20 protein-coding genes are annotated in these 25,436 nt (G+C 44.5%); 5 read left to right on the top strand and 15 right to left on the bottom strand.

Annotated features, from left to right (window positions below):
• Positions 1-290: 290 nt before the first annotated feature.
• From MKY01_RS14115 to MKY01_RS14100, 4 genes are all read right to left on the bottom strand, one after another.
• Complete coding sequence (locus MKY01_RS14115) at positions 291-914, bottom strand: sugar O-acetyltransferase (protein WP_282322180.1); 624 nt, start codon at positions 912-914, stop codon at positions 291-293.
• 38 nt (positions 915-952) lie between these two features.
• The gene (locus MKY01_RS14110) at positions 953-1,519 is read right to left on the bottom strand and encodes a sugar O-acetyltransferase (protein WP_036670756.1); all 567 of its coding nucleotides are present in this window, start codon (positions 1,517-1,519) and stop codon (positions 953-955) included.
• Positions 1,520-1,740: 221 nt separating this feature from the next.
• The gene (locus MKY01_RS14105) at positions 1,741-2,904 is read right to left on the bottom strand and encodes an MFS transporter (RefSeq protein WP_036608348.1); all 1,164 of its coding nucleotides are present in this window, start codon (positions 2,902-2,904) and stop codon (positions 1,741-1,743) included.
• 128 nt (positions 2,905-3,032) lie between these two features.
• Positions 3,033-3,785 carry a helix-turn-helix domain-containing protein gene (locus tag MKY01_RS14100; protein ID WP_036670754.1) on the bottom strand — a complete coding sequence of 251 codons (753 nt, stop codon included), beginning with the start codon at positions 3,783-3,785 and terminating at the stop codon, positions 3,033-3,035.
• Between the two features lie 206 nt (positions 3,786-3,991).
• On the opposite strand from MKY01_RS14100, the gene MKY01_RS14095 reads away from it, so the two are divergent.
• Together MKY01_RS14095 and MKY01_RS14090 are read left to right on the top strand one after the other, a co-directional pair.
• Entirely contained in the window at positions 3,992-4,120 is a 129-nt protein-coding gene (locus MKY01_RS14095; RefSeq protein ID WP_047842809.1) for a DUF4023 family protein, read from the top strand.
• A gap of 95 nt (positions 4,121-4,215) precedes the next feature.
• The gene (locus MKY01_RS14090; protein ID WP_047842808.1) at positions 4,216-4,476 is read left to right on the top strand and encodes a hypothetical protein; all 261 of its coding nucleotides are present in this window, start codon (positions 4,216-4,218) and stop codon (positions 4,474-4,476) included.
• A gap of 79 nt (positions 4,477-4,555) precedes the next feature.
• Here the strand turns inward: MKY01_RS14090 and MKY01_RS14085 are convergent, their stop codons facing one another.
• The 6 genes from MKY01_RS14085 to MKY01_RS14060 all read right to left on the bottom strand — a co-directional run bounded on the left by MKY01_RS14085 (position 4,556) and on the right by MKY01_RS14060 (position 15,538).
• Positions 4,556-6,199, bottom strand: coding sequence for an extracellular solute-binding protein (locus tag MKY01_RS14085; protein WP_282321570.1), 1,644 nt, complete (start codon positions 6,197-6,199; stop codon positions 4,556-4,558).
• Positions 6,200-6,318: 119 nt separating this feature from the next.
• Positions 6,319-7,989, bottom strand: a complete 1,671-nt coding sequence (locus MKY01_RS14080) for a response regulator (protein ID WP_282321571.1) — start codon at positions 7,987-7,989, stop codon at positions 6,319-6,321.
• A gap of 4 nt (positions 7,990-7,993) precedes the next feature.
• On the bottom strand, positions 7,994-9,742 hold the full coding sequence (locus MKY01_RS14075; protein ID WP_282321572.1) for a histidine kinase: 1,749 nt from the start codon (positions 9,740-9,742) through the stop codon (positions 7,994-7,996).
• Positions 9,743-9,837: 95 nt separating this feature from the next.
• Positions 9,838-10,728, bottom strand: coding sequence for a carbohydrate ABC transporter permease (locus MKY01_RS14070; RefSeq protein ID WP_127545810.1), 891 nt, complete (start codon positions 10,726-10,728; stop codon positions 9,838-9,840).
• 15 nt (positions 10,729-10,743) lie between these two features.
• Positions 10,744-11,649 carry an ABC transporter permease subunit gene (locus tag MKY01_RS14065; RefSeq protein WP_047842804.1) on the bottom strand — a complete coding sequence of 302 codons (906 nt, stop codon included), beginning with the start codon at positions 11,647-11,649 and terminating at the stop codon, positions 10,744-10,746.
• Positions 11,650-11,797: 148 nt separating this feature from the next.
• The gene (locus MKY01_RS14060) at positions 11,798-15,538 is read right to left on the bottom strand and encodes an alpha-L-arabinofuranosidase C-terminal domain-containing protein (RefSeq protein ID WP_282321573.1); all 3,741 of its coding nucleotides are present in this window, start codon (positions 15,536-15,538) and stop codon (positions 11,798-11,800) included.
• Between the two features lie 385 nt (positions 15,539-15,923).
• Here MKY01_RS14060 and MKY01_RS14055 point away from each other — a divergent pair, with 385 nt between their 5' ends.
• Positions 15,924-18,341: a family 43 glycosylhydrolase gene (locus MKY01_RS14055; RefSeq protein WP_282321574.1), complete on the top strand. Its 2,418-nt coding sequence runs from the start codon at positions 15,924-15,926 to the stop codon at positions 18,339-18,341.
• Between the two features lie 203 nt (positions 18,342-18,544).
• Here the strand turns inward: MKY01_RS14055 and MKY01_RS14050 are convergent, their stop codons facing one another.
• Positions 18,545-19,099, bottom strand: coding sequence for an XRE family transcriptional regulator (locus MKY01_RS14050; protein ID WP_036608360.1), 555 nt, complete (start codon positions 19,097-19,099; stop codon positions 18,545-18,547).
• Positions 19,100-19,229: 130 nt separating this feature from the next.
• On the opposite strand from MKY01_RS14050, the gene MKY01_RS14045 reads away from it, so the two are divergent.
• Entirely contained in the window at positions 19,230-19,811 is a 582-nt protein-coding gene (locus tag MKY01_RS14045) for a LysE family transporter (protein WP_076249454.1), read from the top strand.
• A gap of 53 nt (positions 19,812-19,864) precedes the next feature.
• Here the strand turns inward: MKY01_RS14045 and MKY01_RS14040 are convergent, their stop codons facing one another.
• The gene (locus MKY01_RS14040) at positions 19,865-20,842 is read right to left on the bottom strand and encodes an MBL fold metallo-hydrolase (RefSeq protein ID WP_315371569.1); all 978 of its coding nucleotides are present in this window, start codon (positions 20,840-20,842) and stop codon (positions 19,865-19,867) included.
• 199 nt (positions 20,843-21,041) lie between these two features.
• Between MKY01_RS14040 and MKY01_RS14035 the strand changes: the two genes are divergently transcribed.
• Positions 21,042-22,019, top strand: coding sequence for an alpha/beta hydrolase (locus MKY01_RS14035; protein WP_339286708.1), 978 nt, complete (start codon positions 21,042-21,044; stop codon positions 22,017-22,019).
• A gap of 87 nt (positions 22,020-22,106) precedes the next feature.
• Here MKY01_RS14035 and MKY01_RS14030 read toward each other — a convergent pair whose 3' ends face one another.
• From MKY01_RS14030 to MKY01_RS14020, 3 genes are all read right to left on the bottom strand, one after another.
• Complete coding sequence (locus tag MKY01_RS14030; protein WP_339286706.1) at positions 22,107-22,754, bottom strand: hypothetical protein; 648 nt, start codon at positions 22,752-22,754, stop codon at positions 22,107-22,109.
• A 310-nt stretch (positions 22,755-23,064) separates the two neighbouring features.
• Positions 23,065-24,546, bottom strand: coding sequence for a DHA2 family efflux MFS transporter permease subunit (locus tag MKY01_RS14025; RefSeq protein WP_047844296.1), 1,482 nt, complete (start codon positions 24,544-24,546; stop codon positions 23,065-23,067).
• 68 nt (positions 24,547-24,614) lie between these two features.
• The gene (locus tag MKY01_RS14020) at positions 24,615-25,202 is read right to left on the bottom strand and encodes a TetR/AcrR family transcriptional regulator (RefSeq protein WP_047842796.1); all 588 of its coding nucleotides are present in this window, start codon (positions 25,200-25,202) and stop codon (positions 24,615-24,617) included.
• Positions 25,203-25,436 lie beyond the last annotated feature (234 nt).

The raw sequence follows: 25,436 nt of genomic DNA, 5'->3' as shown, positions 1-25,436 counted from the left end.
CCTCTCTCTGAATGGTGTCCACTATTAGACAGATTAACATAACGCATACCATCGTTTCCATTTAAGAAAATAAGTGCTCCTTCTATGTACCCGATCTTTTCACGAGAAATGGCCGTTAGTTGAAAAAAGCAACCGATCTCGTAAATCGACTGCTTTTTTTGTTTTATAACGCTATCGATTCCGTTAGTTTAATGAATTAAGGGGAAAATAAAGATTAGTTATATGTCTAATCGGAAATAGGAACATGTTCTTGTACCGATAACATAAAAAAAGCCGCTAAAATAGCGACTTCAATGGGAATATGTTCTTGTCCCTCGACACTTTACTACATCTCTGCTGTACTTTGTTTTGTCTTCTTCCGTTATCTTGCGAATGACCCTGCAAGGATTACCCGCAGCAATCACACCAGACGGTATACTCTTGGTCACTACGCTCCCTGCACCGATGATCGTATTATCTCCAATCGTCACACCGGCAAGAACTGTCACACCGCCACCGATCCACACATTATTGCCCACCGTGATGGGTCCAACGATCTCCAGACCTTCATTGCGCTGCTCAACATCATAAGGGTGGCCTGCTGTATAAAATCCGCAATTTGGCGCAACAAAAACGTTATCTCCAAAACTGATTTTGCCTCCATCCAGCATGACAATATTATGATTGCTATAGAAGTTCTCACCAATTTCAATATTATAGCCGTAATCACATACAAATGGCTGTTCAATCAGGAAACGGTCGGTCGTTTTTCCCAGCAGTTTCTTGATTAACGCTTCTCTTTCATTGATCTTGCCTGGATGGAGCTGGTTATAATCGTAACAAAGTCCTTTGGCATGTAAACGCTCTTCAATTAACTCTTGATCATAATTGGCGTTATACAAGAGCCCCAATTGGGATTTTTCTTTTTCAGTCATCATTTCGTAAGCACTTCCCATCTTCTATCTAAAATAAATTAAAGCTCAATCTCTCTAATAATTCTAGCAGGATTACCGCCCACAATCATATTATCCGGAACATCCTTTGTAACCACAGACCCGGAAGCAATGACCACGTTGTCTCCAATGGTAACCCCCGGGTTAATAACGGCTCTGCCACCAATCCATACATTATTGCCAATCGTGACTGGCTTGCCGTATTCTGCACCCGTATTGCGTTCATGCGGATGGAGTGGATGAGTAGCCGTATAGATATGTACATCTGGCCCCATTAAGCAATGGTCTCCAATACGAACTTCACACACATCTAATATCGTACAGTTAAAATTGCTATAAAAATGATTGCCTACATGAATGTTATATCCATAATCCACATGAATATTAGGTTCCATGCCCAGATGTTCACCTGTAGATCCCAACAGTTCCTTCAATAACTTGGTGCGAAGCTCACCGTCCGTTTCCGTCGTTTGATTGAACGTCCGCGTCATTTTCCTTGCATACTCTCTGTCCTCAGACAATTGAAGATCCGAAGCCATGTACAGCTCGCCATCCAGCATTTTTTGTTTTTCCGTCTTCGTAGTCATGATCACCGCTCCCTCAATACACATCATGTAATTCAACATTAAATAATACTTTTAAAAACTCTTTTAATTATATAGATTAGGATGAATAAAGCAAGTTTTGCTCGATATAAAAATAGTTCATTCTACTGACCATACTCTAGCGTATCAACAATAAAAAAACCTCTACACCCATTAGACTATGGGAATGCAGAGGTTCAAGCTTTTTGTCTAGTTTCTTTATTCTAAGCAACCGCCTGAACGGTTTTTTCCTTAACGCTAATGGCATAGATGGCAGACACCAAACCAAGCAGAATCAGAACAGAACCAACCCATCCGGTGTTCAGAATCGATGAATGATCAATTACCATGCCACCGATATAAGTACCCAGTGCAATACCTGCATGTGCAATACCTGAGTTGGTGCTGATTAGCGTTTCGGCTGTTTCCGGCGAAGTTTTGATAATGAGACTATTCTGCACAGGCGTAACGGTCCAACTCAGTGCACTCCAGATGCTTAACAATAACAAGAAGGCGATCAAAGGCAATCCCACACTGAACGGAATGACAGCCATACTCACGATAAAGGGAATCAGCACAATGATAATGGCTTTAGCAGGATGCAGACGATCGGATAACATGCCCCCGATTCCTCCACCTGCAACAGCGGCGATTCCAAACATCATATAGATAAAGGTGACCATCGTCGCACTGGCACCCAGCGTTTCTTGCAAGAATGGCGTGAAATACGCATATAAAGTCAAATGACCCGCAAGCACAAGCAAAGTCGTAGCATGGATTGCCAACATTTTTGGATTCCACAGAGCCGTAAGCTGTTTCTTCAGGGATACAGCAGGAATAGGCTGCACACGATCCATCGCAATCCAAATGGCTACCATGACCACTGCTGTGAGAATAGCGATCAACATAAACACCTCACGCCAGCCTGCCAAGTTACCTACAAAAATGCCAAGAGGCACGCCCAAGATGAGTGAGGCACTGCCTCCCATCGTAATGATCCCCACGGCGCGCCCTTTATATTGTGGTTCCACAATGCGAGCTGCAAGGGTCAGGGAGAGTACAAAAATAAGTGAGCCTGTGGCGGCTCCGAGCGCTCTGCCCGCCATCAGCATATAAAAACTGGAACTAAATGCAGAGATCAGATTACTGATCAGAAAAACAAACAGCGTACACATATATACCTTTTTACGCTCGAATCTGGCCGTCATATTTAATAAAATCGGTGCAGACAACGCATAGACAAGTGAGAAAATAGAGATTAAATACCCCGCTTTGGCCAGGGAAAGATGAAGATCCGTAGCAATCAGGTCCAGAATTCCGCCCAAGATCAGTTCAACGGTTCCGACCACAAATGCTGCGATAGCGAGCACATATACTTTCTTATTCATTTTTGAATCCTCCTCAAAAAGTTACAACTACGATAGTAACCCATAAGAATGAAAGTTTCAATAGTTATTTTCATGATTGTTTTCAAACAAAGATATAACAAAAAAAACTATCCTCCGAGAGAATAGTTTTAATAGATCAACCTGGTGAGCAGTTTCTCGATTTCAGCATCCTGTAACAGTTGGTCACCGTATTTTTTGGTAATCTGAGTAAGGGCAACATCATGGTAGAAATAATCAGTCATCGCTTTGACAATCGGTTTGGACATCGTCTTGATCGCTCGCCATGAATCGTGCTCCACACCGGCAAACAGCAAATACGCATGATCCACAATAAGCAGCTGTGAAGGTTCTGGCGCATCAAGCAATGGAATCAACGAGTATATCCGGTTTAAGGATGTCTCCATTCCCCCAACGGCAAGCACTTCAACGTACACGCCCTGCTTTTCCTTCTGCTCCAGCAGTTCACGATATTTCTCCATTCGCTCATTCCAGGCCAGAAAAAGAATCGATGAATCTGCTTCCTCGATCAGCTGTTCGATATTCGATGCGATGGACGACTCATCTTTTAACGTCCAGATATGTTCATCGGTGAATGTACGTTTGATTTTGTAACTCTTCAATTCCTCAATATCTTTCTCAAAATCAGCTTTAATCTTATGAATAATGGACTGAAGATCCACAGCCATATATAGTTTTTTCTTCCCATCCATCGTTGTCAGCACCGTTCCCTTGTCGATCAGGCGATTGAGCACTTCATAGATTTTGGCTTTGGGAACGTTGGAGTAATTTACAATCGATGTGGCATCAAGCGGTTCATCCTGGGCAAATATAGCCTCGTATACCTGACTTTCATATTGTGTAAATCCGAATTTCTGCAACATGGTTTGGATCGGCGCATCCCTTCTTAGTGTGTCTGATCTATCTAGTTTAGACGCATGAACTTCCCATGTCCAGTATGTCCCAACTGACCTAGGAATGTGGAATCAAAATTAAATTTAGCGATGTCCCCAAAATAAAATCACTTTCCAGTGGTTATATTAACAATCGTGAATACACATTTTGCTTGTGGAAGGAGCTGTAATTTAAAATGGAAAGTACTCAAGATTTTGTGAAAAAAGTTAACGAAAATGCCGAAAAAGCCCGTCACAATAAAAACAACGGCAAGGGAACGCCAGGGGACAAGTTGCCTTCCAAACAGCACTCAACGAATAAGTAGAGTCTATTTATTAAACATCATGTCTTCCGTCTAACACCCTTTCCCCTACTTTTCATCTACTATTAAGAACCTTTAATAGAAAAGAGATGATTAGTATGGCTCGTGTCAATGCTGTTCCACAACCGGATCTGGTATTAATCTATTGGTCTAGAAATCCGCTCATTCCCGGTTCTGCGCGCAGAATCCAAAGTGTACGTGTAATTGGTAATACGTCTCCATGTACTTTCACACTGGTTCCTGGTGCACGGTTGATCAATGCACTGAACTGCTTGCTGGACAATGATATTGGATTCAAAGTGGTATACCGCTACAAAACGTCAGAAATCAGCGGAGTTCTGTTATTGAAACGCAAATGATCAGCATCAAAAAATGGTGCCTCCCTTTAGAGAGCGCACCATTTTTTCATTTTTCATTCTTGATTATATAATCAATCTTCTATTGGTTAGCTGCGATGGTATCATTCACTTCTTGTGTGATCTGATCCCCGCCAAGTTTCTTCCAATTGGCTACGAAATTATCAAACTCGTCAATCGACAAGTTACCATAGATGATTTTCAGAAATGTCTCGGCTCTCAGTTTATCCAGTGTAGCTTGCTTCGTATTCATTGTTCTCGTCGGTGCATAGATGAATTCATTCATGACAATGAGGTCATTATCTCGATAATATTTAATCACACCTTGTGAACTCTCTGGGCCAAAGATACGCTCCATATGCCACTTGTCGAGATTCCCATTTCGATAATCCATAATATCGTCATAGAACAGCTTCGCTTCAAGTTCCAATCCGGACGTATCTCCTGTTTTGAGCGCCTGCTCTACTTCATCCTGTGCCTTCACATTTTTGTTGGCTGGCAGGTTGGAGACCGTTGCATTATGAAAACCAAGACCTGTCAGTCCATTCAAATAAGCAGCCCGTTCTTCCTTGGCAGACTCACCGAACATTTTTTCAGCCTGGAAATTGAGCAACTTGATTAGCGCTTCCGGGTGCTCGTAGCCTTTACGAACGGCAAATATACCGCCCAGACTAAGATGATTCTGTGTTTTGGCTGGTTGATCATCAATTGATTGAACCGGGTAAGCCATCCAGTCGATGTTTTTGTCTTTTTTAATCATGCTGCTAACCTGAAAAGGTGCCCATTGTGGCAGGAAAAACATGCCTGATTTGCCCGCATTCACATCCTCCATCATTTTAGCAAAATCCTTCACGCCAAATTCGGGATCAAGCACACCCTTCTGATACAGAGTCTGAAGCTCACGCAATCCTTCTTTCACTTCCGCTTGGATCGTTCCGTTCACGACTTGACCTGAAGCATCCTTAATCCAGGTTTCGAGATAACCATGATAGCCGAGCAAGAACGCATTGATAGGCAAATCCTTGTTCAAGGCAATGCCATACGTATCATCTTTGCCATTTCCGTCTGGATCTTCGAAGGTAAAGGCTTCCGCAATCTGGATGACATCCTGCATGGATTTGGGCGCTTCAAGACCAACCTTTTTTAACCAATCCTGACGAATCCAGATCATATCCGAGGAATCCAGCGAGCCTGGGAAACTCACCATGGCGTATATTTTGCCATCCTTCGTTACCGGCTTCAGACCTGCTCCATCTTCAGCAGACATGAACTCCTTCACCAGTTCGGATGCATACTTGTCATATACTTCGGTCAGATCCTCCAGCATTCCCGCTTCATGCAGTTGTTCGAATTGAACAGCACTCACTTTCAGTACATCCGGCAGATCACCACTCGCCAGCGTGACATTCATCTTATCGTTATAATTAGCATCAGGAACAATCCATTCGTACGTTACATCAATACCAAGTTCATCCTTGTAACCTCTGGTCCAGATGTTATTGGCGTGTGTATCTCCTTGGGCAAGCGATTCTTTCCCCGTTTCATTCATGGTGGAAGTCAATTTAATGGGTGGGTCATATTTCGTAAGTGGTCCTCCCGCATCCTGCTGTGTGTTCGACTCAGCTTCATTATCGGCACTTCCCGCACCGGATGAACAGGCAGCAAGTGTGGTGGCCAGTACCATGGTTAATGTTAATAATGAGAACTTCTTGAATGATATATTCATGCGAATCCCCCTTTTTTCTCCTCCCGTGAGGTATAATTTCATTTTATAAAGAAAGCGCTATCACTTCGAGTGTATCCCGTTGACATCTGGTATCTTTGATTTACCATTTGAGATATCATCTAACTTTTCTGATCCCGATACTCTTGAGGGGTGCAACCTGTCGCTTTTTTGAAGAAACGATAAAAATAATGCTGATCACTAAATCCAACTTTCGCCGATATTTCATGCATCTTGCAGGAAGAACCCAGAAGCAACTCTTTGCTTCGCTCCACTCTACGGTCATGGATATAGTCGGATATGCCTTTGCCGGTAATCCGTTTGTACCAACGCGACAGATAAGAAGGGTTAAGAGAAACTTCCTGTGCGATCCGTGTGAGTGAGAGGTCGTCCTCGAGATGGTGCTTGATATAATGATGGATCGTGATCAGAATCTGTGATTGGTCATTCAGGCGGGCATCGCTTCGTTTGGAGATCATCCATTCGTATGCCGATTGATAAAAGATGACCAGATCGGTCCATGCGGTATGGATGTCAAAATGCAGCATTCGAGACAACGATATTTCTTCCATTGCTGACTCATACAATCCCAGTTCGTGCAGAACTTCAATGAGCACATTGGCTGCACCCGTATACGTTTTCATGCGGAAGAACGGATCTGGAAGTCCCTCCTTCGCAGCCTCGGTCCATTTATGGAAAGGCTCCATCCATTCCCGATCCCCGGCGGTTATTCGCTGTTTGATCTGATCCAGATGCAGTGTTACCACACCCTGTTGATTCATAATGCTAGGGGTGTCGGGCAATTCATCCTGGATATTTACACGCAGCAGCTTCTCCATCCCAAGCCCGGGACTCTCATGAATCGACAGGCGTAACTGCCCGATTGCCTGATTAACCCTGCTCCACTCTACCGCCTGCTCGCTGACCATGATGGATACAGACAGGTTCAAGCAGTCCGCACAGGATTGCTGCACAGACTCCAAAGTGCCATAGACAAAACGAAGGCAGTTATCCAGCTGACTCCCTCGTTCCCCTTGTGTATCAGATACGTGTGACGGATATGTCTCTTGCGATTGAATAAAACACGCGATGACCTGAGTGTCCAGATCAATCGCCCTCACCTTAGCCTTGTCTTGCAGCAGCTCCTCCGCAACATTGGCAACGGCATAACGGATGAGACTGCGATCCGCCTGAGATTGATAGTTGTTCCACTCCTCTACCCGGATGATCACAGGAATAACGAGTTGATCGGATTCGAAAGGTAACTGCACAGCATCCAGCTCTTCTTGAAGTGAAACAATATCATGTCTATCCGTTCGCTTAAGCACATCCAGTAGCAATTGACGCTGTAACTGGGGCAGTGCTCGTGGCAATTTACTGCGAAACCAGGCAGCTTGGTAGCGAAAATCATTCTCTTCCGAGATCTGTGTTAACGCCCGTTCTACCGCAGCCCGAATGTGATTCATTCCCTCTGTTTTTAACAGGTAATCAACAACGCACGGATTTCGGATGGCTTGGTGTGCATAATCGAATTCGTTATGACCGGTCAGCAAGAGAACTTTGCATCGTGGCCACCGATCCATAATCTGCTCAATCAATTGCATGCCATCCATACCAGGCATACAGATGTCACTGAGTACAATATCAATCTTGACCGAGTTCAGCCAATCGATGGCTTCAAAGGCAGAGTATGCTTTAATAATCTCCATATCCTGAAAGTTCGCCTTTTGAAAGAAAGCATACAGTCCATCTAAAATAACGGGTTCATCATCTACAATAAGCATCCGCTGCATAACACTACTCCCCTTTCCATGGAATCTTCACTATAATGCACAACCCACCGAACTCACTTCGCTGCGCTGTAAGACCATAGGCGGCCCCGAATTTGATTCTTAATCGCTGATTCACATTCATGAGTCCGGTTATCTCTTCGTTTCCATGTTTCCGCTCAATTTCCTCAAAGGCAGATTGCAGGTAATTCAAGGTTTCGTCTGATAACTGATCCCCATCATCCTCAATACGAATGGACAAGTAACCCTGCTCCTGTTGGTATGAAAGCTGTAAAATGCCTCCCTGACTACGCTTGGCTAGTGCATGCTCGAACACATTTTCCACGATCGGCTGGATAATAACTCTGGGAATCGAAATCATTTTGTACCTCGCATCCAGATCCTCTAATTCCAATTGAATCCTCGAACCAAATCGGATTTTCTGAATTGATGCATAGACCAGCGCATGGTCAATCTCAGCCCCCAACGATACCTCCGTATGAGAATCCCGAGACATATACCTGAAATATTGACCCAGGTAGTCGGTGAATTCCTGAATGAGCTCCACATTCTCCACCTCTGCCATCTGCTTGATGCTGAACAGACTGTTGTATAAAAAATGAGGTTGAATCTGGGATTGTAGATGTTTAAGTTCCGCTTCACTTGTTCGAATCCGTGCAACATAATTCTCATCGATCAAAATATGTAAGCGCTCTATCATATGGTTGAATCGAGAGTACAAATAGCCGAATTCATCCCTTCTGGATGAAGGAATATGTACGCTTGTCTGGCCCTGCTCTGCCATCCTGAATCCTCGAATGAGTACCGCTAGCGGTTGGTGAATCGATCTGTAGATTGAAAACGAGAAGACAACAATGATCACAACCGACATGAAGGTCACCATCCATAACCATACGTTGTATTGTTCCAGCGGTGCCCTCAGCACATCTTGCGGTATAGTGGCTATCAGCGTGAACGAGTGATCCTTATCATGTAATGAATAATAGAGATATGGATCAGATTGAAACTTCGTAACTTGCATGGACTCGGACGGTTCAGGCGAAACAGTTCGAATCGGTTTAACAGGTGCTGGCTGGTCTGAAGAAGAGATCACTACATGTTGTTGTTCACCAAAACTCAGTGTAATCTCACTTTCGCCCGTTTCCGATAGCTGCTGCAAACGATGTTTCAGTTCTTCAGCAGACAAGCGTATCCCTAATATGAAATTGGGTGGTTCCTCATGGTTCATGTTATATGGATTACTTTTCAGGAAATAGAGATCGTTATTGAAATGTGATAATTCGCCATTTAGATTCCCCATCGTGGCGAGCAGATTCTGCCACTCGTTATCCTCTACGTCCCGAATCCCGTCCGCAGCACTGACCCGTTTGTGCAGAGCAGGAACATAGTACACCACATCACTAATGTAGGGACTTGTCACCATGATCTGACCCAGCTTATTGTGGATATTGTTCAGACTGGACATGACTTCATACCTGCTCATAATCGCGGCTCGTGTACTTAGCGTGGACATGGTTTCATCAAATGAAAACTCGGTAACCAGCGCACTCATTCGTTCCAATTCGAATTGCAGATGATTATGGTAGAAGTACAATTTGGACTCATGTGCCTTCTCCACCTCCGTCTGCATTTGTTTGGAGCTAAGTTGCGTAATCATAATGCTTATCCCATACAAGGGTAGAATGACCAGTACAAAAGCAATCATCAGTTTGACAACAATGGATGACTCTCTCCATCTCCCCCGGATGATTCGCAATATTCCCCTCCTCCTCTCCTCACGCTCTCTCCTCAATAGCAAAAAAGGAGCCAGAAATCGGCTCCTTCCATCGATCGGTTTTCCTCCTACCGATCTTATCCCTTTACACTTCCAACGACAAGCCCATGAACGAAATACCGCTGCAGGAACGGATACACAAGCAGGATCGGAATAACGGACAAAAAGATCTGGGAAGCTTGAGTGGTTCTATCCGATACCTGACTTAAGAGCGTCGCATCCTCCAGCGTCATCATCTCGCTCTGAATCATCGTCACCTGCTGTAACATGGACTGAAGATATGTGGCCAGCGGATAACCTTCCGGACTCTTCATGTAGATCATGCCATCGAACCAGGCATTCCAGTGACCCACCATGGCGAACAACGTAATGGTCGCGATACTTGGCAGAGAGATCGGAAGATAAATGCTGCATAGGGTGCGAAAATGTCCCGCCCCATCCATCCAGGAAGCTTCTTCAAGCTCCTTCGGCAGTCCTCGGAAGAAGTTAAGCATTAAAAGTACATTAAAGATCGGAACAGCGCCTGGCAGTATCAAAGCCCAGATGGAATCCAGCAACCCCGCTTCCTTAACCACCAGATAACCCGGAATCAGTCCTCCACTGAATAACATGGTGAATACGAATATCCAGGCATAGAACGTTCTTGAACGGAATTTGGCAGCCTCTTTGGAGAGCGGATAAGCTACGAGAATGGTAAAGATCAGATTGGTCGTAACTCCCAGAACTACACGAAGAAGGCTTGTACCGAATGAGTTCAGGAATTGCTGATTTTCCAGAATGTATTGATAAGAAGACAATGTGAAATCCACAGGCCAGAATGTGACACTGCCCGCTTTGACCGCATCACTCGAACTAAATGAAATCGCTAATATATTCACAATCGGGAACAGGCACAACAAGGCAAGAATCGTCAGGATGACGTAGTTAAACCCTAGGAACCACCGATAGGCTCTTGAAGCATGGTGCATGACTCTGCCTCCTTTCTAGAATATCCGATAATTCGCGAACCGATAGGCCAAGAAATAACCAAGTCCGATAAAAATGAAAGACACGACGGATTTGATTAGACCCAACGCTGTCGATACGGAATACTGTGCATCCTGCAATCCGATCCGGTAGATCATCGTATCCAGGATATCTCCTGATTCATATACCAATGGGTTATAGAGGTTGAACACTTGGTCAAAGCCACCATTAAGTACGTTTCCCAGACTAAGCGTTACCATCAAAATCACGATCGGGCGAATGCCTGGCAGTGTAATATGCCATGTCTGTTTCCATCTTCCCGCACCATCCATAACAGAGGCCTCATACAGAGATTTATCAATATTCGTGAGGGCAGCCAGATAGATAATGGTCCCGAATCCGAACTCTTTCCATTGGTCTGTGATGACAAGTATGTAAGGGAACCACTCGTTACTGGCCAGGAATTGAATTGGGTCAATCCCTACGGCTTTCAGCAACATATTAACGATACCGGTGCTTGGAGATAACACATCCACGATGATTCCCGCCAGAATAACCCAGGAGAAAAAATGAGGCATATAGATCACGGTCTGGATCGTTCGTTTAAATCCTGTCTTGCGAACCTCATTGAGCAATAAGGCCACAAGTACGGGAATTACCAAGCCGGACACAATTTTCATCGTTGATATAAATACCGTATTCCATACAACCTGCGAGAACCCCGGCAGATCGAACAGGTACCTGAAATTGTCCAAACCCACCCAATTCATATTTTTGAATCCGGCAATGGGAGAGAAATTCTGAAAGGCAATAGAGAGCCCCGCCATCGGAATGTAACCGAATACAATAATAATGAGCAGGCCAGGCAGAATCATGAGATGAAGCGGAACGTTTCGGATAAATTGTTTGTAGTTGGAACGCATAAGCTGACTCCTCCTTCAACATTTATTATAGGAGCAGCCAGATCACGGCAATAGTGTGGGCTATTTACTTTGGGTATCTTTTGTTGACTCTCACCCCTGGAACGCCAAAAAACCGCGATAAACGCGGTCTCTTGTTCACGATATGAATTTAATTCAGAATATCCATCACCAATACATTCACTGAATGAGCTGTTAAGTTAACGACCACCGATGTATCCGACAGTGTAATCTCCTGTTCTTGGGGAACCACTTTCTCATCATTCTTCTGATTCACATTCGGAATATGCACCAAATGATCTTCTCCAGTAAGTGTGATCAGTCTGGCTGAAGCATTAACCTTCAGATCCTGAAGGCAAATCCGGGTTGATTTATCCACACCATCTGCATTGACCAGTTTCACATACACATGCCCTGCGTCCTTCGTAACAGAGTGGAATACTTCCCGGTTGTAAGCTTCCAGCTTGTAATCCAGAACCTTGCTGGTATTACGTCCGTCTGTATAGGAGCAAACCAGATTCTTTCCTGTATCTCCACCATAGTTAACCGTGATTGTATAATGGGTTCCATTCTCGAGTGGTTCATAGTTGGCCGCTCTCAGGTTACCTGCTGCCGAGCTGGATGAATAGTCTCCCAGTGTATAACCCTCAATCCCTTGTTTGTACACCTTCACGCCTGTTGCGTTCCCGCCGTAACTAATTGCGTACTCAATGACATCCTTGTTCTCAGGCGAGATATCCGTCAGTCCCACACCGATGTAAAAACCATCCTCACCTGAAATTCTTTCAGCCTCAACGTGAACTTTGTAATTGGTCCATTCGTCATTCAGCAGATACAATCCATTCAATCCACTTGATTGTGCCTTCAAAATGAGTCCTTTTCCTGCGGTTAACGCATATCCTTCCGATCCGGGAATCTGTCTCCATGCCTCACTAGGCTCTGTACGTTCCCTGAAATCTTCATCAAACATCAAACTGCCATCCACATTGGACGTCACTGTAACTCGTTTCACCACGATGTCTGCATGACCCGTTGCAATCTCGATACCTCCACGAGGAATGAGATTCAACGGTTTGCCTTTGCTATAGGTGGAGAATGAAGTCTCAAGCACCTGATCCCCTACATATTTTGCAAAAAGCTGCTGTACATAGTAATTCGGTGTATACCACACGGTTTCATCATCAAACCAGATGCAGTCTGGCGTCCAGCGGTAAGTACCGTCCGTTAGTACTTTGTTGAACAATGGCGCATAGGCAGCCAAACGCACAACGTCCGCGTTATTTTCAAATCCAGTCATGATCGCAGCTTCTGCGACCGCTCCTGCCAGCGTGTTTTTGTCCGTGGAAGCATATTCTCCAACAAATACTTTGGATGTTTCTTTCCAATCGATACTTCCGTCTTCAAGATAAGCCCGGTCATAATAGTTGTAGCGATCTACGTTATTCAGTAAATATTCATTGGAGCGGTAGTAGTGCTCATCTGCAATGGTGTCCATATAATTGTCCTGATTCTCATACCAGGTTACGGTCTCCTCAATCACCTCAGCACCATCTGCAAAAGCAACCTGAGCTGATCCGGTGAGGTTTCCGCTGAGGAATTTCCATCCTTCCTGGTACGCATCATCATCCGCCTGAGCACCAACCGTCGAGATAATGTGCAACTCATGATCAGGATAGTTCCGTTTCATGTAGTCATCTATTGAACGTTTGAATACTTCAAAGTTGGCAAAAAATTCAGTGCCCCAGTTCTCATTGCCTACGCCCAGATAACGAAGATCAAACGGTTCAGGATGTCCCATCTCGCTTCGTACCGCTGCCCATTCGTTGTGTTCAAAGTCTGTACTGAGCGCAAAGTCAATCAGATCTGTAAAGTTGCGGATATAATAATCTCTTAAAGCGCCACCCGCAGGGTGAGCATAATCCGAGCGTGCCTGACACAACACACCGCAAGCCATGACTGGAACTGGAGCGGCATTCAGATCTTCCGCCAGTTGGAAGTACTCCATATAACCGAGGCCCATCGTCATCATGTAACCCCAGACATTATAATTCTCTTTGCGGAGCTCAACCGGACCCACAGAATCCTTCCAGTCATATACGTTATCCCAGATAAAAGATCCCTCCGAGATACATCCTCCCGGAAAACGCAAGAACTTCGGATGCAGATCTGCGAGTGCCTGGATTAGATCTTTTCTCAATCGATAGTTCGGGTTACCTGTGTAGTTAGCATGTGCCGTAGCCGATATTCCCTCTTCTGTCGGATCAGCTCCCCATACATTCTGAGGGACTAGGGACACCATATCGATGGAGATGTCACCTGCAAACGTAAGTGCCAGTTGACCAAGTACAGTCTCCGTTCCGATCAGAGACAAACCGTATTTCTTCCATGTGTTCCCGCCTTCAACATGCAGCGTTACCGAATCACTGATGGAAGTGTCACTTCCATCCTGCAATTGAACAGTGATCGTTCCTGCCAATTCTGCTTTTGCCCATACGGTAAAGTCATATGATTCACCCTGCTTGATGGACATGGCACAATGCTGGTTGGAGTCTGAGAATCCACGATTCCGAATCGTAGCCCCATCCTGAACCGTTACATAATAAGCATTTACTTCAGGGTCTTCCACGTTAAAGTGAACGTTTAGTCCATCCGTATGCTGTACGCGCATTTTCTCGGTGTCGCCTGACCAGGCAAACAAAGGTTCACGATTTCGTCCTGTCGAACAGCCACATTCTCCAGAGTCATGCGAGTATGTATCAAATGCAAAAGACTCAAATGATCGATTCTGAACAAGCTCTGCATAGATTCCGCCATCTGCCGCGTTGTTAATATCCTCATAGAAAAGCCCATACATGACTTCACTGATGTCAGCCACCTTCTGATCTCCATGGATGGTGACCGTATAAGGCGGGAGATGGGCTGGCACAACAGACACGTCAAAGCTTTGGCTCAGCTTACGATCACCTCTGTTCAGAAGCGCACGGAGCGTAACCTCTTGTGCCGATGTGATCACCTGAACTTCTCCGCTCTCGGACAAGACTTCCGGCTTACTGGAGCTCCATTCAACAGACACTTTACCACCCAGCAAGTCTGCAGGTAATGATACATCCTTGGTGATGATTCGGTTGGGGAAGGACAAGTACTTGTCCGCCGCAAGCTTCACAATCGCTTCATCTGTCAGCGATTCACACATCACTTCAATGACTTCATCCATGGTGAGCGCTGACCCATAGATCCGAAAGTCGGATAAAGAACCTGCAAAATCCACATCCGCTGCATACTGGGAGCGTCCAATATAATTCTGGCTATAATTCTCAGGATCAGTGAACGAATCAAACCATTCGCGCAGTTTGGCATAATTGCCACTCGACGTCTGACTGATCGAGCCGTCTGCGGCCTTCTCCCCGTTCACATACACAATTGGACCCGCACTGCTCAACGTTCCCCCTTGGCTACCTGCCACGGAGAGCGCAATATGCAGCCATTCTCCACTTGCAACTCCTCCACTTGGGTGGACAACCAGATTATCGCCGGCATATAACGTTCCCAAGAGCTGACGTGTCAGAAACAAATACGGCCCCTTCTCCCCTTTACCAAAGTCAAAAATGCGTTCCCACACATTAGCCCCCTTGCCGAGAAACACCCATGTGGCAATCGTGATTCCCGTGTTATCGCTTACATCACGAAGCAGATTCGAGGGTAATTGCAGATAAGAAGTTCCATTCGCTCCCCCGTTGAAAGTCACCGCCGTTCTGCCTTTCAATTCGGATATCACAGGCGGGATCTCGCCTTTGGTTATACCATCATGGCCCTTACCGGAGCTGTCCTTCCCGATCTTAACGTTATCTTCAAACGTGTATTGTGCAATTAATTGATTTCGATATGTGCTCATGTTCTTACCTCCTATGTAGTTGAGAATTGTCGGTTCACGCTTTTAATTCGCATTAATATAAAATGATTGATAAATAGTTAAATACATTTCTTAAACGTAATAATATCGCATCATCGCTCCCCATTTCAATCCTAAATTTGAGAAAGACAACTGGTTTATTTAAATGTAATGACCTTTATTGGCTCTTCCCGTCTCTCTTTATTTATTCATTTTAGTCTTATAAACATTACATTTATGGTTTACAAACATATAAATCAATTGATAATATAACAAATGAAAGCGCTTGATATAATGAAATACTCAAAGGAGGTCTGCCGAACCTTTTATCGTGTGTTGCCAAGTATCGGTTGATTTTTCATTCCGGGAAATAGGAAAGGGGAAACGTATGAAACGTTATTGGGTTCGCGTACTTAACATTTCTGTACTAAGCACCACTTTACTTACTGCAACAACTTTGGCGCCAGTCTCGGTGTTCGCAAATGGTTCAGGGGCAACCGTGGGTAACTCGCAGAGTTCCACCACACCTATCGCTAATCCTGCTCCAACATTTAAAAATGTTTCCGTTCATGACCCTTCTGTCATTAAGGTGGATGATACGTTTTATATTTTTGGTTCACACCTGCAAGTAGCTAAGTCCAAAGACTTTTTGAACTGGGATCTGGTCGCCTCCGGCGTTACAGATAACAATCCTGTTGTCCCCAATGTAACCAAGGAATTCGCTGAAGCGTTGGAGTGGGCGCAGACGGATACGTTATGGGCAGCAGATGTCATTCAATTGGCGGACGGCAAATTTTATATGTACTACAATGCTTGTAAAGGGGACTCTCCGCGATCAGCGCTCGGCATTGCTGTCGCAGACAATATCGAAGGCCCTTATAAGGATCAAGGCATTCTGTTGAAATCCGGCATGTGGGATCAGATCAGTGAGGATGGTACCATTTACGATGCAACGATTCATCCCAATGTGGTCGATCCGGATGTCTTTTATGATAAAAACGGCAAGTTATGGATGGTGTATGGCTCTTATTCCGGAGGGATTTTCATTCTGGAGATGGATGCAACGACAGGTAAACCACTGCCGAATCAAGGTTACGGCAAGAAGCTGACCGGAGGCAATCATAGTCGTATTGAAGCCCCTTATATGCTCTACAGTCCCGAAACCGATTATTATTATCTGTACCTGTCTTACGGTGGACTAGGTGCTGATGGAGGATATAACATTCGCGTAGCCCGCTCCCAAACACCGGATGGACCTTTCCTCGATGCGGAAGGAAACGATATGATCAACGTTAAAGCGGACAAGGATAAACCGTTGTTTGATGATCGTTCTATTGAGCCATTCGGAGTCAAATTGATGGGGAACTTCCTGTTCGAGAGACAGATCGGTGATCCGGGCACAGGCCTAGGTAGCGGCTATGTATCGCCAGGGCATAACTCTGCTTATGTTGATCCGGAGACTGGCAAACAATTTCTCATCTTCCATACCCGCTTTCCAGGGCGTGGCGAAGAGCACGAAGTTCGCGTGCATGAGATGCATATGAATGCAGATGGTTGGCCCGTTGTTTCTCCATATCGCTATGCGGCTTTGGGAGAGGATACCACGCAACTGACAACTCAGGAGATCGCTGGTCAGTACCAATGGGTGAATCATGGTAAGGACATCACGGCGGACATCAAGCCATCCCAGACCGTTCAGTTCACGGCAGATGGGCAGATTCATGGTGCCGTGACAGGAACATGGAGTCTTGGCGCAGACAACAAGGTTCAGATCACATCGAATAACGTTGTGTACAAAGGCGTTTTCACACATGAATGGAATTCGGAATCTCAAAGTACGGTTCTGACCTTTAGCGCCCTCTCCTCCACCGGGATAGCCATCTGGGGAAGTCAAGGTGTTGAACGGAGTGATCAGGACATTGTAGATGCGGTGAAAAAGGACCTGAGCATTAGCAATACGGATCACGTGTTCTTCAATCTGTCTCTGCCTGTAAAGGGAACAAGTGATGCAGACATTACGTGGAAAAGCTCCAACACTTCGGCTCTATCCTCTACAGGTGTAGTGCAGCGACCACGCGCTGGTAAGGGTGATGCCAAAGTGAAATTAACCGCAACGATTCGTAAAGGAACTGCGGTAAACTCCAAAACGTTTAACGTTATCATTCCACAGCAAGCGGTAAGCCCGTTGCTCGGGGAGTATACTTTTGAACACAAAAAACTTGCCAAAGTCGCAAAGGATTCCAGTAAAAATGGATATCACGGACAAGCCTTTAACGTGGTCAGTTCTGCTGCAAGTGGCAAAAATCAGGCTGCTACATTCAATGGGGTAGACAGTTACATTCAGTTACCTGGACTCATTACAGATACCACGGATTTCACGTTTAGCGCCTGGGTCAATTGGGATGGCGGCGGGTCCTGGCAGCGTATTTTCGACTTTGGAAATGGTTTAACGAGACATATGTTCCTCACGCCCTCCCAGCATAATGAAGCATTACAATTCACCATTCATAATGAGGGACGGGATCAGAGCCTGATTGCAGCAAATCCACTGCCTTCCAAAGAGTGGGTTCATGTCGCTGTAACACTTCAGGGTGATTTGGGTACTCTGTATGTGAATGGTACATCGGTTGCAAGCAGCTCTGAGATGACTTTTAACCCGAAAGATCTGCAGGTAACGGAAGCTTATGTAGGCAAGAGTCGTTATGCGTCTGATCCGTTCTACAAAGGCAGTCTGGATAACGTAAGAGTGTATGATAAAGCATTAACAGCCAAGGAAATACAGCGTCAGGCCAAAGAAAAACCATAAGTTAGAGTCCCCTTCGCTAGAGGTTGGGGGCTCCATAGTGCACACATCAATAAAGCAGCCAATGTTTTGAACTGAACCCTTTGTGAGACACGACTAACATGGGAGTTGCAGTTCGTTACATCAGGCTGCTTTATTTTCACTTCGAATAATGTATGCATTTATTCGTTCATCGTTCGTTACATTCACAGATGGATCTTTGCATCTCACTTCGAATAATGAATGACCATGTTGAATTTGTTCGTCTTAGCACCGGAGTTAACGTAGGCGTGAGGCTTGTCCGCTCCAAAACGGATCGACTCCCCTGAACTCACCGTATAATCTTCCGCCCCTACTCTAATCGTAACTTCACCTTCAAAGACCGTAATAAACTCTTCCGTACCTTCGATATGCGGTTCAGCTTTCAACTCAGACTTGGGGTCCATCTCCATCATATATATTTCAAAGCGGCGTCCTTCTTCAAAAGGAAAATGCGGATAAATCCGAACCCTTCCCTCATCCTCCATCAATACTTGAATATCATCCCCCGTTACAACGGTTGTATCTGACTTCGGCTCGTGAATCAAAGCAGTAAAGGAAGTTTTCAGGCCATTAGCAATCTTCCATACGGTTGCAATGGATGGATTGGATTCACCACGTTCAATCTGACCAAGCATAGTCTTGCTAATACCAGACATTTCGGCGACCTTGTCCAGACTGAGTTTTCTTTGTTCCCTAAGCTGTTTCAGGTTCTGAGCAAGAATACTATTAATGTTTTTCAAAAATCCATCCTCCTCATTTCATAATTTTGTTGTGCTATATAACGCACATGTTGTACAATAATAAAGACCGTACGCTATAACGTACATTTCAGGTCATTATATCACACAACTAAGAAGACGTGGAGGAACCATGAACATTATACCTTTAGTGACCTATGCCATCATTGCTTCATTTACACCCGGACCCAACAACATCATTTCCATGACGCATGCCAGAAATCAGGGGTTCCTCAAGACCCTTCCTTTTATTAGTGGAGTTGCAACCGGTTGCCTGCTTATTATGTTTCTGTCCAGTTATTTCAACCTTATTCTTCATCAATATATTCCCAGGATCGCACCCGTATTGAACGTGTTAGGGTGTGTGTATATGCTCTATCTGGCTCTCAAAATCATGCGAAGTAAACCTGCAGATTCGCAAGAAAACAAGGTTAATCATTATTCATTTCTATTTGGGTTCACCCTGCAATTCATCAATCCCAAAGTCATTCTGTATGGGCTTACTGCCATATCCGTTTTTGTTCTGCCTCTTGGGCAGTCCCATGTTCATTTAATTGTATTTTCCTTGCTACTCACCTTCATCGGTATTAGTGCCAATATGACCTGGGCGTTCGGTGGCATGTTATTCCAGAGCTTTTTATTAAGATACGAGCGTCCTGTTAATATCGTCATGGGTATGTTGTTAATTTACAGTGCACTATCAATACTGATGTAAAATGCAATAGAAAAAGCGTCCACTCATTCAATGAGCTGAACGCTTTTATTTTTTTATCCTAATTCCGGTCTCCACCATGGATGTGTAGGATAATCCTCCGTATGAAGCACAACCTTCTCGCCGATTTTGGGAGTTGCAATCTTTACGTTCAAAGCATGTGCAGCCTTCGTAATCCGTTCGACTGGTTCATTCCAGGCATGATAGGCAAGCGTAAATGCGGCCCAATGAATCGGAATAAGCAACTTACCCCCTACATCCAAGTGTGCTTGCACTGTTTCTTCCGGCATCATGTGAATATTGGACCAACGCTCGTCATATTGCCCACACTCCATCAAGGTCAGGTCAAATGGACCATATTTACTGCCAATTTCCTTGAAATGAGGACCGTATCCGCTGTCCCCACTAAAGAACACCTTCGTATGTTGTCCAGCGATAACCCACGAACACCACAAGGTAGAATTACGGTCGAATAATCCTCTGCCAGAGAAATGTCTTGCTGGCGTGCAAGCGAATGTTAAACCTTTGAACGATAACTCATCCCACCAGTTATGTTCGGTAATCTGTTCCGAAGGCACACCCAGTTGAATCAGACGACGACGTACCCCAAACGGTACGATAAATCGCTTTGTTTTATCCTTCAATCTGCGAATGGAGTCATAATCCAGATGATCATAATGGTCATGCGATATAATGATTGCATCCAGCGTTGGGAAATCCTCCGGTTGAATCGGTAGATTGGTGCTGTAACGTTTGGTACCCACCCAGGATACGGGTGATGGACGATTGCCCAGCATCGGATCAAAGAGCAATCTGTGCCCTTCAATTTCGAGTAAAAAAGCCGAATGTCCGAACCATGTAACCTGTGGATTATCGGATGCACTGAAGGTTTCAGCAGGTTCACATATCTCCATAGGCATTACGCCCACTGGCCTCCGCTCTACATTGCCACGCATGGAATCTCTCAATATGCTGATCAGGGACTTGAAGTTCATGCCTGCTGATGTCGGGAGCTGATTTTCGTATTTTGTCATTATACATACCTTCTGTTCTATATAATCAATCTAGGTTCAATATTTGAATGAGAACTATTCATATCGTAGCTATATATTAATTCATTGGCCGTTGATATTCAATTTTCGGCTAATTAAGATAGAATTAAGACTCTGTTTTCTCTCCTATAAGATTGGGCACATATGATAGAGAAAATACATGGAGAGTATGTGAGAGAACATGAAGAAATGGCGCAAAAGATTAGTTAAGTTTTTGATATTTGACCTGGCGATAGTTCTGTTGCTTCTGGGTACTGGCGTGATCTACCAACAAGTGGGTTTAAGGCAGGATGCCAAAACACTCGTCCCCCCTGGTAAGCTGTACGAAGTCCATGGAGACAATATGCATCTATATACTGGTGGAGAAGGCGATGTAACAGTCGTACTCGCCTCTGGCTGGGGGACCGCTAATCCCTATGTAGATTATTATCCATTATATGAAAAGCTTGCTCCAAACACAAAATTCGCTATATATGACCGATTTGGCTATGGGTATAGTGATCAGACCGATAAAAAACGTGATGTCGATACCGTAGCTGAAGAATTACACGAGTTGTTGCAGGTATCCGGACAGAAACCACCTTATGTATTAGTTGGACATTCGCTCGGCTCGCTGGAAACCATCCGTTTCGCACAAAAATACCCGGATCTCGTCAAGGGTATCGTCATGATTGATGGCGGAAGCCCCGAATATTATTCGAATGACGATGACTCTTTGGCAGACACAATTGGTGGTTTTGCGAATAAATTCCGTATCCAAACCGGACTATTCCGCCTCTCCATGCAATCTGACATGGTTGTCAAAACTTCTAATGCCAATCGTAATGAACTGAAACTTGTACCCGATGATCTGAAAAAATTGGATACAACTGCGTTGTTGCACAACTATGGTAATGTGAACACGTTGGATGAATTACGTGAAATAGCTGCCAATGCCAAAGTGGTTGTAGATCACAAGCAAACCTTACCGTTTCCACTCACCATACTGACGGCTGATTACCTTGGTGCAAGTGAACCCGAATGGGATAAATCCCAAGTAGAATTCAAATCTTGGTCAGATGATTCTAAACAGGTAACCATTAAAGATACCGATCATTACATCCATCAATATCGCCCTGACCTCGTTGCGGATGAGATATTGGCCCTGGTGAAGAAGTAACGTACACCCTGCTAAAGTAAGGCTATGTTATATCATAAAAGAAACCCCAAAGATTCTCTAATATCTTTTGGGTTTCTTTTATGTGATTTATTGTGCTATCGCCAGTCTTGGCCGTTGGGACCTGAAATCGCTGAAAGCTTGTTCGATCTCTAATGAAGTCAACTGGTGACGATAAAAGTATTGTTTCATCGCCTCCATTTCGGTTCGATCGCCATTGTAGATGTTATCAATTCTTCGAATGACCTGGTTATATAAGTTCTCACGTCTGGAGTTTACAGGCTCACACAACCAAAAGTTCGTTCTCTTCACATCACCTGTCTTGGTCCAGAGCAAATTCTCATATCGGATGACATCCCAGTCCCAATATCCAGCATGAATCTGCTGAAGTTCCGTCGTAAACATATCGTATATCAAGTTGGGAGGAATGTGTCCATAGGTTACACGGTACTCTTTCAGTTTGAATGCTTCAATCCACTCTGTCAGGGTGTACTCACCTGGTGAATACGCATACAATTTGGGTGCATAAGGATTACTCTGCAATGCCCTAAGTGCCTCACTTTCCATCTCCCCATCCAATCTTGCCCGTGAAGCATATACCTTGAGACAATAGTCTTGCAATCTATATACAACCGAGCTATTACTAATAAGCGATGCCTGTAGAGTGAGATGGCCGTTTTTTTCGTAGTGCAACAGCATCTGTTCAATGTTATTACCAATGGGATTGATGATGATCATAATGAAGTCTCCTTGATTAAAAATAAAATATAAACCGTTTTCGAATTGGTTAAAAATTGTACTATTACATTCTATATTACCCTTTTATATTAGTATGAACATATACAATTTTGCCGGAACATGAAGTATTTGCTCTGAAATTCATTCTTTGAACCACTGTATTCCGGCTACATTTTTACTCTAAAGGCTGTAACCCGTTTCACGTCAACACCAAAAAAGATAGAATAAATACGCAAAAAAGCGATGCGTCCCTAAAGTTAAGGATACATCGCTCTTATACAATATCTAATTATTATTGTTAGTTAATGGATTAATGCATAGGACCTTGTTGTCCTGGCGTTGATCCTACTTTGACCCGTTTCACGAAGAGTGAAGTAATCAGACCGATAATCGACAGAACTAATGCGAATACAAACGCATTCTGTACACCTGACGTGAAACCTGCCAGTTGATTTTCTGGACTTTCCGGGTTCGCCACTCCGCTCAAAAAGCGGGATTGTCCTGCGCTCAGTATACTTACCGCAACAGCCGTACCGATCGCTCCGGATACCTGTTGCAACGTATTCATGATAGCAGTACCGTGAGGATAATACTCACGTGGCAATTGGTTCAGACCATTCGTCTGTGCAGGCATCATAATCATCGAGATTCCGACCATCATGAACACATGCAGCGTAATAATTTTGGCCAGTGTTGTTGTAGGTGTAATTCCAGTGTACATGAAGAGTACAACCGTTACGACAGCCAGACCAATAATCACAAGCCACTTCGGACCAAACTTGTCAAACAGTCGGCCCATGACCGGAGACAGTAAACCATTCAGCAGACTACCCGGCAATAGAACCAGTCCGGCAGTTAACGCTGTAACGGCCATACCTTGTTGCAGATACATTGGCAGGATCAGCATGGATGACAGCATCATCATCATACAGATGAATATCAGGATCAAGCCAATCGTAAACATCGGATATTTGAACGCTCGCAAATCCATCATTGGCTGTTTCATTCTCAACTGACGGATACTGAATAACAGCAAGGACAACACACCAATAACGAGAGTGGCAACAACGACCGGACTCGTCCAGCCTCCGCCAGTTTCTCCATGTCCCCCTGCACTACTGAAGCCGTATACGATACCACCAAAACCAAGGGTAGAAAGGATAATGGACAGTACGTCAATTTTGGGCTTGGTCAATTTCGAAATATTTGGCAAGAACAACAAGCCGCATACCAGTGAGATAATGAAGAACGGCAAGGAGATCCAGAAAATCCAATGCCAGCTCAGATTAGCCAGAATCAGACCGGAGATACTCGGACCACTTGCTGGTGCAAACATGATAACCAAACCAATCAATCCCATGGCAGCACCACGTTTTTCAATCGGGAAAATAACCAATATGGTGTTAAACATCAGTGGCAACAAGAGCGCTGTACCTATCGCCTGCAGTACCCGTGCCACTAACAGAATTTCGAAGCTAGGTGCAAGTGCAGCAACAAATGTTCCTGCAATCGAGAAAATCAAAGATGTTGTAAACAACTGTCTTGTGGTAAACCACTGCAACAGCATACCGGATACCGGTACCAGGATTCCCAACACAAGCAAGTAACCTGTAGTTAACCATTGAATCGTTGTAGGACCTACTTCCAGTAGAGCCATAAGTGGCGTCAATGCCACGTTTAATGCCGTTTCTCCAAACAGACCAATAAAGCCGCTCAGCAGCATTGCGAACAAAATCGGAAATACCTTGTATTGCTTTGTTTCTTGTTGATTCTGTGCAGAATCAGCCTTCATGGAAACCTCCACGATCCCATCCTCCTCAAACGTATCAAACTTTCTTTTTCTCTGTCTCTTGGTATAAATTATTGAATCTGTTTGGCGTTCTTCGTCACAACCGACAAATACTCAGCAGCCGTCAGCAGAGGCTGTTTATCCTGATTCGTCAGGCTGATAATCAGTGCTCCCTCCATCAAAGAAATGATCAGAAGTGCCGTCTCCCGCGCCTTCTCTTCACCAACGCCATCCAGAATCAGATGTTTCTTAATGACATCCTGCCAATCTGCAAATACACCCTGACATGCAATACGCAACTGCTGACTAATACACGATGTCTCCACAGCTGCCCAGAAGCTGAATGGCAGAAATCCGGTAAACCCGGCTGCTTCTGTTTCATGAGCCAAATCATGAATAAATCTCTGAATGGCATCCCCCGTATTGTCGTGGGCTGCAAATGTTTTCTCAAATGTCTGCAAGATATGTTCATTGGCTTTTTGAATACACTCGTGCGCGAGCTCTTCCTTGCCTTGCGGGAAATAATGATACAACGACCCTTTCGGCGTACTACTCTCTTTGATGATCTGATTCAGACCGGTCGCATGATATCCTTGTGAAAAAAACAGTCTCGCTGCTGTGCTGACAATAGACTCTCTAGCATTAGACTTTTCACTCAACGAAAGCCACTTCCTTCAAATAATTATAACAATCGGTCTATATAATTAAACTCGTTCAGATAAGGACTGTCAATCATTTTTATTTCAAATTTTAATGTAAACGCTAACAGTTCAGGAGTGAGAAAATGAACCGAGCGACGGCTCATGGTCAGATCATGATAACAGCCGCTAATTTGGAGACAAAGCTCCAGATTAAGCGGCTGTTTGTTAGCTTGAGTATATTAAGGACTGTAT

Origin of the sequence: Paenibacillus sp. FSL R5-0486 (assembly GCF_037975155.1) — a bacterium.
GTDB lineage: Bacteria > Bacillota > Bacilli > Paenibacillales > Paenibacillaceae > Paenibacillus > Paenibacillus amylolyticus.
The sequence above is the reverse complement of the archived record's forward strand: the minus strand, read 5'-3'. Positions and strand labels throughout refer to the sequence as shown.

Bases quoted from the DNA above. Each gene is read 5' to 3' on its own strand.
- MKY01_RS14060 (WP_282321573.1), bottom strand. From the start codon at position 15,538: ATGAGCACATATCGAAATCAATTAATTGCACAATACACGTTTGAAGAT.
- MKY01_RS14045 (WP_076249454.1), top strand. From the start codon at position 19,230: ATGAACATTATACCTTTAGTGACCTATGCCATCATTGCTTCATTTACA.
- MKY01_RS14080 (WP_282321571.1), bottom strand. From the start codon at position 7,989: ATGCAGCGGATGCTTATTGTAGATGATGAACCCGTTATTTTAGATGGA.
- MKY01_RS14100 (WP_036670754.1), bottom strand. From the start codon at position 3,785: ATGTTGCAGAAATTCGGATTTACACAATATGAAAGTCAGGTATACGAG.
- MKY01_RS14065 (WP_047842804.1), bottom strand. From the start codon at position 11,649: ATGCGTTCCAACTACAAACAATTTATCCGAAACGTTCCGCTTCATCTC.
- MKY01_RS14055 (WP_282321574.1), top strand. From the start codon at position 15,924: ATGAAACGTTATTGGGTTCGCGTACTTAACATTTCTGTACTAAGCACC.
- MKY01_RS14035 (WP_339286708.1), top strand. From the start codon at position 21,042: ATGAAGAAATGGCGCAAAAGATTAGTTAAGTTTTTGATATTTGACCTG.
- MKY01_RS14025 (WP_047844296.1), bottom strand. From the start codon at position 24,546: ATGAAGGCTGATTCTGCACAGAATCAACAAGAAACAAAGCAATACAAG.
- MKY01_RS14105 (WP_036608348.1), bottom strand. From the start codon at position 2,904: ATGAATAAGAAAGTATATGTGCTCGCTATCGCAGCATTTGTGGTCGGA.
- MKY01_RS14095 (WP_047842809.1), top strand. From the start codon at position 3,992: ATGGAAAGTACTCAAGATTTTGTGAAAAAAGTTAACGAAAATGCCGAA.
- MKY01_RS14110 (WP_036670756.1), bottom strand. From the start codon at position 1,519: ATGACTACGAAGACGGAAAAACAAAAAATGCTGGATGGCGAGCTGTAC.
- MKY01_RS14085 (WP_282321570.1), bottom strand. From the start codon at position 6,199: ATGAATATATCATTCAAGAAGTTCTCATTATTAACATTAACCATGGTA.
- MKY01_RS14030 (WP_339286706.1), bottom strand. From the start codon at position 22,754: ATGATCATCATCAATCCCATTGGTAATAACATTGAACAGATGCTGTTG.
- MKY01_RS14090 (WP_047842808.1), top strand. From the start codon at position 4,216: ATGGCTCGTGTCAATGCTGTTCCACAACCGGATCTGGTATTAATCTAT.
- MKY01_RS14040 (WP_315371569.1), bottom strand. From the start codon at position 20,842: ATGACAAAATACGAAAATCAGCTCCCGACATCAGCAGGCATGAACTTC.
- MKY01_RS14115 (WP_282322180.1), bottom strand. From the start codon at position 914: ATGACTGAAAAAGAAAAATCCCAATTGGGGCTCTTGTATAACGCCAAT.
- MKY01_RS14070 (WP_127545810.1), bottom strand. From the start codon at position 10,728: ATGCACCATGCTTCAAGAGCCTATCGGTGGTTCCTAGGGTTTAACTAC.